Origin of the sequence: Methylocystis sp. (genome assembly GCF_051061225.1) — a bacterium.
In the GTDB taxonomy this organism is placed as follows: domain Bacteria; phylum Pseudomonadota; class Alphaproteobacteria; order Rhizobiales; family Beijerinckiaceae; genus Methylocystis.
Map to the genome: position 1 here is coordinate 1 of NZ_JBPFEB010000121.1, position 7,393 is coordinate 7,393.

At 57.9% G+C, this 7,393-nt stretch carries 6 protein-coding genes and 1 pseudogene; 3 read left to right on the forward strand and 4 right to left on the reverse strand.

The genetic code is table 11. From position 1 onward, the window contains the following. The coding region (locus ACR652_RS20205) for an IS481 family transposase (RefSeq protein ID WP_434508267.1) at window positions 1-922 on the reverse strand (922 nt) is incomplete at its 3' end. 395 nt (window positions 923-1,317) lie between these two features. Between ACR652_RS20205 and ACR652_RS20210 the strand changes: the two genes are divergently transcribed. After that, window positions 1,318-1,809 carry a response regulator gene (locus ACR652_RS20210; RefSeq protein ID WP_434508268.1) on the forward strand — a complete coding sequence of 164 codons (492 nt, stop codon included), beginning with the start codon at window positions 1,318-1,320 and terminating at the stop codon, window positions 1,807-1,809. 295 nt (window positions 1,810-2,104) lie between these two features. Here the strand turns inward: ACR652_RS20210 and ACR652_RS20215 are convergent, their stop codons facing one another. Together ACR652_RS20215 and ACR652_RS20220 are read right to left on the reverse strand one after the other, a co-directional pair. Continuing rightward, window positions 2,105-2,602 (reverse strand): hypothetical protein, encoded by a 498-nt coding sequence (locus ACR652_RS20215; protein WP_434508269.1) that lies wholly within the window; start codon window positions 2,600-2,602, stop codon window positions 2,105-2,107. 1,206 nt (window positions 2,603-3,808) lie between these two features. Next, window positions 3,809-4,696, reverse strand: coding sequence for a sterol desaturase family protein (locus ACR652_RS20220; protein WP_434508270.1), 888 nt, complete (start codon window positions 4,694-4,696; stop codon window positions 3,809-3,811). A 184-nt stretch (window positions 4,697-4,880) separates the two neighbouring features. On the opposite strand from ACR652_RS20220, the gene ACR652_RS20225 reads away from it, so the two are divergent. Beyond that, window positions 4,881-6,164: an ATP-binding protein gene (locus ACR652_RS20225; RefSeq protein ID WP_434508271.1), complete on the forward strand. Its 1,284-nt coding sequence runs from the start codon at window positions 4,881-4,883 to the stop codon at window positions 6,162-6,164. Between the two features lie 268 nt (window positions 6,165-6,432). Further along, window positions 6,433-6,560: pseudogene (locus ACR652_RS20230) on the forward strand (transposase); the annotation flags it as partial. Between the two features lie 52 nt (window positions 6,561-6,612). Here the strand turns inward: ACR652_RS20230 and ACR652_RS20235 are convergent. Further along, complete coding sequence (locus tag ACR652_RS20235) at window positions 6,613-6,948, reverse strand: DUF5681 domain-containing protein (protein WP_434508272.1); 336 nt, start codon at window positions 6,946-6,948, stop codon at window positions 6,613-6,615. Between the last annotated feature and the right edge of the window lie 445 nt (window positions 6,949-7,393).

Here is a 7,393-nt window from a genome sequence, read left to right on the forward strand (position 1 = left end):
TTCCGAGGAGAGCCTGAGTGGGCGGTCGTCGGTTTAGGGCCGAATGAGGCCTGCGGTCATTATACCACGAGAGCCATCGGTCGAGATCGGCGGCGCGCGCATCGGATGATTTGAAAGGAATGGCGTAGGCCCATTCACGCACCATCGTCTGAATGAAGCGCTCGGCCTTGCCGTTGGTTTTCGGCGTGTAAGGCCGCGTTCGGATGTGGCGTTTGCCCAGCATCCGCAAGGCTTTGCGGAACAGCTTGGCGACATAGCCCGAACCGTTGTCGGTCATGACGCGCTCGACCTCGACGCCCCGCGCCCTGAACCAGCGAAGCGCGCGGACGAGAAAGCCAGTCGTCGACTGCTTTCTCTCATCGGGGAGGACTTCCACATAGGCGAGGCGCGTGGCGTCGTCGATCGCGACGTGCAGACAGTCGTAGCCCATGCCTTCGCTGCGCCCCCGCCTGTCTCCGGTGATGCGATGGCCGACCCCTTCGAAGCGAGCGAGCTTCTTGATGTCGAGATGCAGCAACTCGCCGGGCCGGTCACGCTGGTAGCGACGCACGGGCGCCTGGGGCTCCAGCGCCGCAAGCCGCCCGAGCCCCCGGCGCGTCAGCCAGCCGGCGACGGTCGAACGGGCCATGGACAGCTTTTCGGCGATCTCCTCGCCCGTCAGGCGATACTCCCGCAGCAGCCGCTCGATCGAGATCAGCCAGGGCTCGCCGGTGCGGTTCGCGACCTCCCTGGGTCGCGAGGAGCGGTTCTCCAGCCCGGCTCGCCCTTCCTTCTCGAACCGCGCCAGCCATTTGCGGGCAGTTCTTTCGCTGATTGCAAAGCCGTTGGCGACGACCGCCAACGGCTGGCCTTCCTGTATCCGTCGAACCATTTCCGCTCGACCAAGCGGCGTCATTCGCGCATTCTTATGGGGGTTGTTCATCCGAAGAAGTCCCGAGTGCATCGTGTGGCAACGACCACTCTCAAGCCTTCAGCTCGGGTGAACATTCTCCTCAGAGACCACACCTAGGGGCCAGGGCGGATGATATTCTCATGGGAAATAGCGGCCCGCCGGGCTCGGAAGGCGAGCCGCTCACCTGAAAAAGCACCGTCGAAACAAGAACACGGTAGTGTGCCTGGCAGCGATCGAAAAGCTTGGCTGTCGCCGTGAACAATTTCGGTCGGAAAACTTCGTGTGGAAGTTGCTAGAGAAGAGCACACAGGAACTGCGCGCCGCTTACGGGGCGGGAAGCAACGGACCTGTTGCCTGGCTACTATAAGCGGCGTAGTGTCGGACGCGGCGAAAACTGTTTTTCGCCAAGTTAGCGTTAGTGGGTCATGGGGCAGGCTTCATCTTCTCTGTTCGTCGGCCCGAGCTGCCGCATTGAGGACTCGCGCGCTCTGATCATAGAAGATGAAGCGATTGTCGCCGCCGACATAGAGCTGACACTGCACGACCGTGGCTACATAACGGTTGGTCCAGCGAGAACACATAACGAAGCGCTGGCTCTGGGAGTGGAAGCAAAGCCGCGCATCATCATCGCGGACATTGTGTTGAGTGACGGGACTTCCGGCTTCAAGGCGGTGGACGAAATATTGAAAAGCACCGACGCCTGTGTGATTTTCGTAACCGGCGATCCTGACCTTGCGAAGGTTGTCGAAAAGGCGGGACCCTGTTTGATCGTGTCCAAACCGTTTTGTCCTGAATCTCTTGAAGCCGCGATCGCGGAGGCGGAAAAATGTTCGCACACCCATCAAGGCATGCAAGCGACCAAATGGGCGGTTCATAAGCTCGCGCACGACCAACCGGATGCCCCTTTTTCGTATTAGCATTATGGCAGCAACTTTTTGAGATGCCTCGGTGATCACGCGCGAGATTATTCACGTTTGGAGGTATTCCAAACTACAAACCTCATCAGGGGTCGGAGATGCCGAGCTGATTCGTTTTTTTCGCCACACGGCGCGCAGTTCTTGACTGCCCCAAGGAGAAGGCCCGCCCCCCTCTTGCCGGGCCCTTTTTTAGCAGCTTTGTCGGAAACGGCTTCCGAATGGCGCAGTGCCTGTGCAGGCATCAGGCTTTCAATCGAGATAAGAAAGAGGCCCCGGTAGCCTCCTTGCTTTCCGTTCACCGATTCACACGGGTGCCTCCGTTGGCGATTTCCTCTGGAGGCTGCCAGGATGTTTCAGAGCCTCTGTTTGGAACGAGGGCCTGCGCGGCTTTCCCAGCCATTCTATATGCGGCCACGGCCTTAGATGCGATTTCCCATTCTCTATCCGTCCAATTTTGCGCCTCGGTCTCACCCGTCGCCTTTGCGGTCTTGCTCGGGTTTGGCGAGGGCGAAACCGCTGTCCGAGTTTCGCTCATAGCGTTTGGTCGAGCTGACTCAGATGGCTGTGCGGAGCCGTAAGCATTCGAGGGAATCTGGTTTAGCTGTGCAGGATTGGCCCATGGCTGGTTGGTTGCGTTGGCCCACCTATCCGCGTTCTGAGTGCTGCTCATTTGCGATATGGTTTCGGTTTGCCGGCTAAAATTGGCGTTGGCGGCGATGCCGAGCCCGGCGATTGCGATAGCCACTGCCGAAATGCCGACAATGTGGCGGTTGATCTGCCGTAACTTGATCATGTCCTTACTCCTGTTTTTGCAGGTGGTAGGCTTTCGCTTCAAGCCGAAGGTGCTTCCGCAAGTCGATGGTCCCCGACGGGCGACTTGGCCCCTTGGGGTAGCGGGCCAAGCCGCAGCGGGGGGTCCTCACGAGAGCGACCGCCTTCGGGCCCAATCTGCTAAAGTCGCAGAGGGACCGGATGTTCGAGACTGGGCTACACAAAGAAGACGCCTGTTGAGGCATAAGCACCCACGAGTACCGGAGCCGCGGTTCCCAGCGGGCTGATCCGAACCAACCGCCGCGGGCCGCGGCCTCGCGATCATTTGCGCCGCGCGGCGACCCCTTAGAAACCGGCGGGCGTCCCTGTGGGCCGAGCTGGGGGCGAAATGCATAGACTAAGATAAAAGCTGTATATCTCAATGGGTTATGACGCGATGTTCCTATGTGGCCTTAGGGAGCGGCAGGAGTGATCTGCCACTCGCTCCAGCTTGAGCCTTGGAGAGCGGGCGTGGCGAGCGAGAGGCAAACGCTTTTGGGATCTTGCGGAGAATGAACGGGACGGGATCGCGCAGCTTATGGAGGATCGGGACCTTGCGTTCCGTTATCGGTGAACACGTGTGGATTTTGCAGGGAACGGCTCTGATCAGCGCGAACAAGAAGCGGGCGGCGATCCGCGTGGTAGCCCTCATGCATTCGTGCGAAGGCGAACCAGAGCCGCCCGTTCAATGTAGTAACGATCAAGCAAAATGTCGCCCGTGGGCGACGCTCCTACCTCTTGCGTGTCAAGATCATGGTTCGCCATCCGACCGACTTATCGGTTGCGCTGTGAAGCGTGGCTCCTGCGAGCAACGCGACACAGCGCCCGGTATGTGGCATCGACGGAGGGTAATCGTTCTCTCCCAACCCCTTGGATCTCATCAACTCCGCAAGTCAATCAGACTACGAACCGGGCGCGCGGCTTCATACCTACTCAATTTAGCCGCTAGCACCTTGGAAAGCACTTAAGGGGATCTACTAAAGCTTCATTGGTTCTCCACGGCCTCTTGCTGAGCAATCGCGGTTGCCTCTTCGTGGAAGGCCGCAACACGTTCGGAAGTGTGTTTGCTGTGAGTTGCCGCCACTATTGAGGTCGAACTCGGTGGCGCCCTTCATTCATATTTCGCTTCCGTAAACTGGCCTTTCGTTTGCGAACGCTGCCGAACAGGCTCTTAATGGAGCCCGAAGCGCTAAAAAATTTTTCTGGGGACGCCCTCTATCTTTTGGACCTCTCGTGCCCTTGAAGGCTGACGGATCATAGCCGACTCGAAATCCAATCGCTCGTCCACTCTTGGCAGATGATGAAGCACCCTTGCAAATGAATACTCAGTTATGAACGCCAAGCTAAAAAGCTGGAGGATATTCCCCGCTTCGACAAATTCGAGGCCGAATTTTCTCGGCACGAGCAGTTTGCGTGTTCCAAATAGCATATCCCAAATGGAAAGGACGATGCCGTAATTGCTGTCGTGCTCGATGCGCCGCGCCGAGTGATGCACGCGGTGCAGGTTTGGCGTGATCAAGACATAAGAGAGCCAGCGTTCCCCGGGGATGGCGACATTGGCATGGTGGAAGAAGACAAAGAACATCCGGGTAATTTCACACACTACGACCACATGTGCGGTCGCACCGATTGCTATAACGCCACAGCACTTAACAGCAACCTCCAGAAGCTGATCAAGCAGGTGAAAGCGCAGGCCCGTAGAGACGTGAATGTTCTTGTCGCTGTGGTGTATTTTGTGGAGACGCCATAGAAGCTCGGATTTGTGCCCGAGGAAGTGCCAGGAATAGACCAGAAAATCAAAGAAGATGAAGCAGATGGCCCATTTGAGTGGCCCATTGGCCCAATCGTGCAGAAGGCCGTGAGAGCCGTAACGCTGAGCGACGACAAATAGGCTTGAAAGGGAGAGCGCGTTCATAACCATGTTGTTAACCAGAAAGGTCGACGCGTTGGTCTTGAACGACTCTCTCAAACTTGACGTCGGCACTGGCTTGTATGGCCGCAACTTCTCCATGCACAGCAGCAATACGAAAAGCCCGGCCGCAACCATAAAGAGACCGCCTTCGGCACCGGAGCCCATGGTTCGATCCCTCCCTTGATGGGCATTCCCTTAGCTTCCTACTAGGACGTCGTTCAGCACACGCCAAAAATCAAGCCCCAAAGACGGTCATTGCTGGCACAAAAGCCTCCTTCCGAAGGCCTTGATGGCGGGCTCATGTTGGCCATCTTCTAAGGCACAGGTGGCCGCTTAAGGAGATCCTGTAATGCAGATATTCAGGCCGGCGAGTATGATTGGCGGAGTTGCCTCGGTCGTTGTCCAGCGCCCGCTCTCTGCAGTGTTTGATTTCACGGCGCTTCGCTTTTTCGAAAATTACCCACGCTGGTGCCCACAGGTGGTCGAGTTTGAGCTTCTACAGCCCGGCACGGCGAAAGCCGGCATGAAAGTGAGACAGACAACGGTGGATCGGGGAATCCGCACCGTGTCAAAGTTCGAAATTGAATCCGTAACGCCGCCCAAAGCGATCTGCCTGAAGGGGCTCACAGAGCCGTTCACCGCTTGTTACGACTTTGAAAAGCAGACAGAGGAGTCCACGCTCGTCTCATTTCGGATCCAGTTTGAGGAGCGGCGCTTTTTCATGCGCCCCTTCCGCCAGAGTCTGCACGAATCGCTGAACAAGGGCGCACGGCGCACTGTAGAAAATCTCAAGCAGGCGCTTGAGAGCGACTATGCGGCGGCGTCCACGTCGGAACCGCTGGCGCGCTTCATTTACGTAACTTCGCTAGATCTCCAGGAGCCTCTCCGCAAGATCGAAGCGTTTTCTGGGCTGCTGGAAAATGCTTTGGCCTCCTCCAATAAGGCGGATATGATTTACGCTCAAGAAGCCATGCGCAGCTATGCAGCTACTGCCCGAAAGCTGGTCGACGATCTCCTGACTTATTCTGGCGCAGTCATGGGCGGATTGCACCTGGAAAAACTCGACATTCGGACAGAAATAGACGCCCTCCTTCGAGAACTTCACGGTGCAATTTCGGAAACAGGGTCGGCGGTGACGGTGAAACTACCTTCTGTCCGCTTTAAGGCAGATCGATCTCAGTTCGCTTGCCTTCTACGAAACATTCTCATCAATGCGATTAGGTTTCGCAAAGAAGGGGAAGGGGCGAAAATCAGCATAGAAGCGGACGCTGGGGAAGACGGTGACCTTCGCCTTGAGATCACCGACAAAGGCGTCGGGTTTGATGAGGAGTTTGCCAAAGCGGTGTTTGAGCCGTTGCGACCCGTACCGAACAAGGTTGAATACCCAGGAAACGGGATTGAACTTGCGATCTGCAAATCAATTGCTGACCGTCATGGCTGGGAAATCAGAGTCAAAGCGAAACCCGGTCAGGGAGCCGCCTTCGAATTCAAGATTCCTCTGGTCGATCCACGGGTCTCCACCCCTGCGGAACGAAGCGTGGTCCCGAGACCTCGTCCTCCCGATGAAGGCAGGCGTTACGCCGTCGATCACGAAGGACCTGTGGCTCCCGGACTCCTGGATGAAGATTGCTAGTATAGCTTCCACTCCAGCGGGCCCAGCGTGCTGGTCAAGGGAAGGAATTCGGCTGCGAAGCTGCGCCTGGAGGCCGCGCAAAATACTGCGGTCTTTGGCGCGCGCTCGCACAGGCAGATGATGCGTCCGCGAGTGCTTCCCGTAATTTTTCTCAGCGGTCGTTGCGTCCACGAAGAGGAGCCGCCCCGATTTCAGAGTCGCGGCAGACTCCTCTGATAGGAGGCGCTCGGCGGCGTGATTCATAGGCTATGGAAAGGAAACGCCAATTATTTCCGACTGCTTCTGGCTTACTGACGCCCAGTTCTCGAAGATTACCCGCACCTTCCTAGCGACACGAGGGGCAAGGCGCGGGTCGACGACAGGCGTGTGATCAGCGGAATCGTGGATGTGCTCAAAGTATTCCCTCTGGCGAGAGGCGTCCTCGTCCATTTTTATAGGTCAAGTCTTTTCATCCCCCGGCAATCGCCGCCTCTTCGGTCGAACCCTGATATCCGTCTGTCAGGTCAAAGAGCAACTTCGTGACTCTCAAATCGCCCTTCGCCGCCTTGTTGGTCAGTTGCGACGCGATGATGTCTTTCACCGACACTTTTTTCGTGACGCCGTTTTCCTGGACCCTGACCCGTCTCGAGAGGGCCCGCTGGAGAGAGGCGCCGATTGTTCTCTGTCGACGCGGCCGCCCTTTGGGATTCCCGCTCTGGCCGGGGCGAAAGCGCGTGCCTTTCGGCGGCCGGCCGTAACCGACTTCATAGTCGGGCGGTTGCGAAGGGCCTCGCCACTTACCCATTTCAGTCAAGTCCCTGTTGGCAGGCGCCGCGTGGGGGCGCGGCTATTAAGGAGAGTCATCGCCAGCCCCCTCCCCTACCCCCAATTGCTCCGCCGCAACCTCATCGAAGGTCCGTCCGTCGCCCTCGAGCACGGCGTCCGCGTCCGCATACTCCTGCCAACGCCGCACGGCGACGTCGACATAAGACGGGTCGATCTCAAGCCCGTAGCAGAGGCGCCCGACCTTTTCGGCCGCGATAACAGTCCGATCGGGACGTTATACGGCGGATCGGCAAAGACCGCCGCGGCCGCCGCCCCGTTCATGGGCCTCGCATAAACGTTGGGCTTGCGCGCGTCGCCACACAGGATGCGATGCCTGCCCAGCCGCCAAAGGTCGCCTTTTTTCGTTACCGCTGGTCCGGACCCGGGAATGAAGTCCTCCTGCGGGAGATCTTCGCCCATGTCGG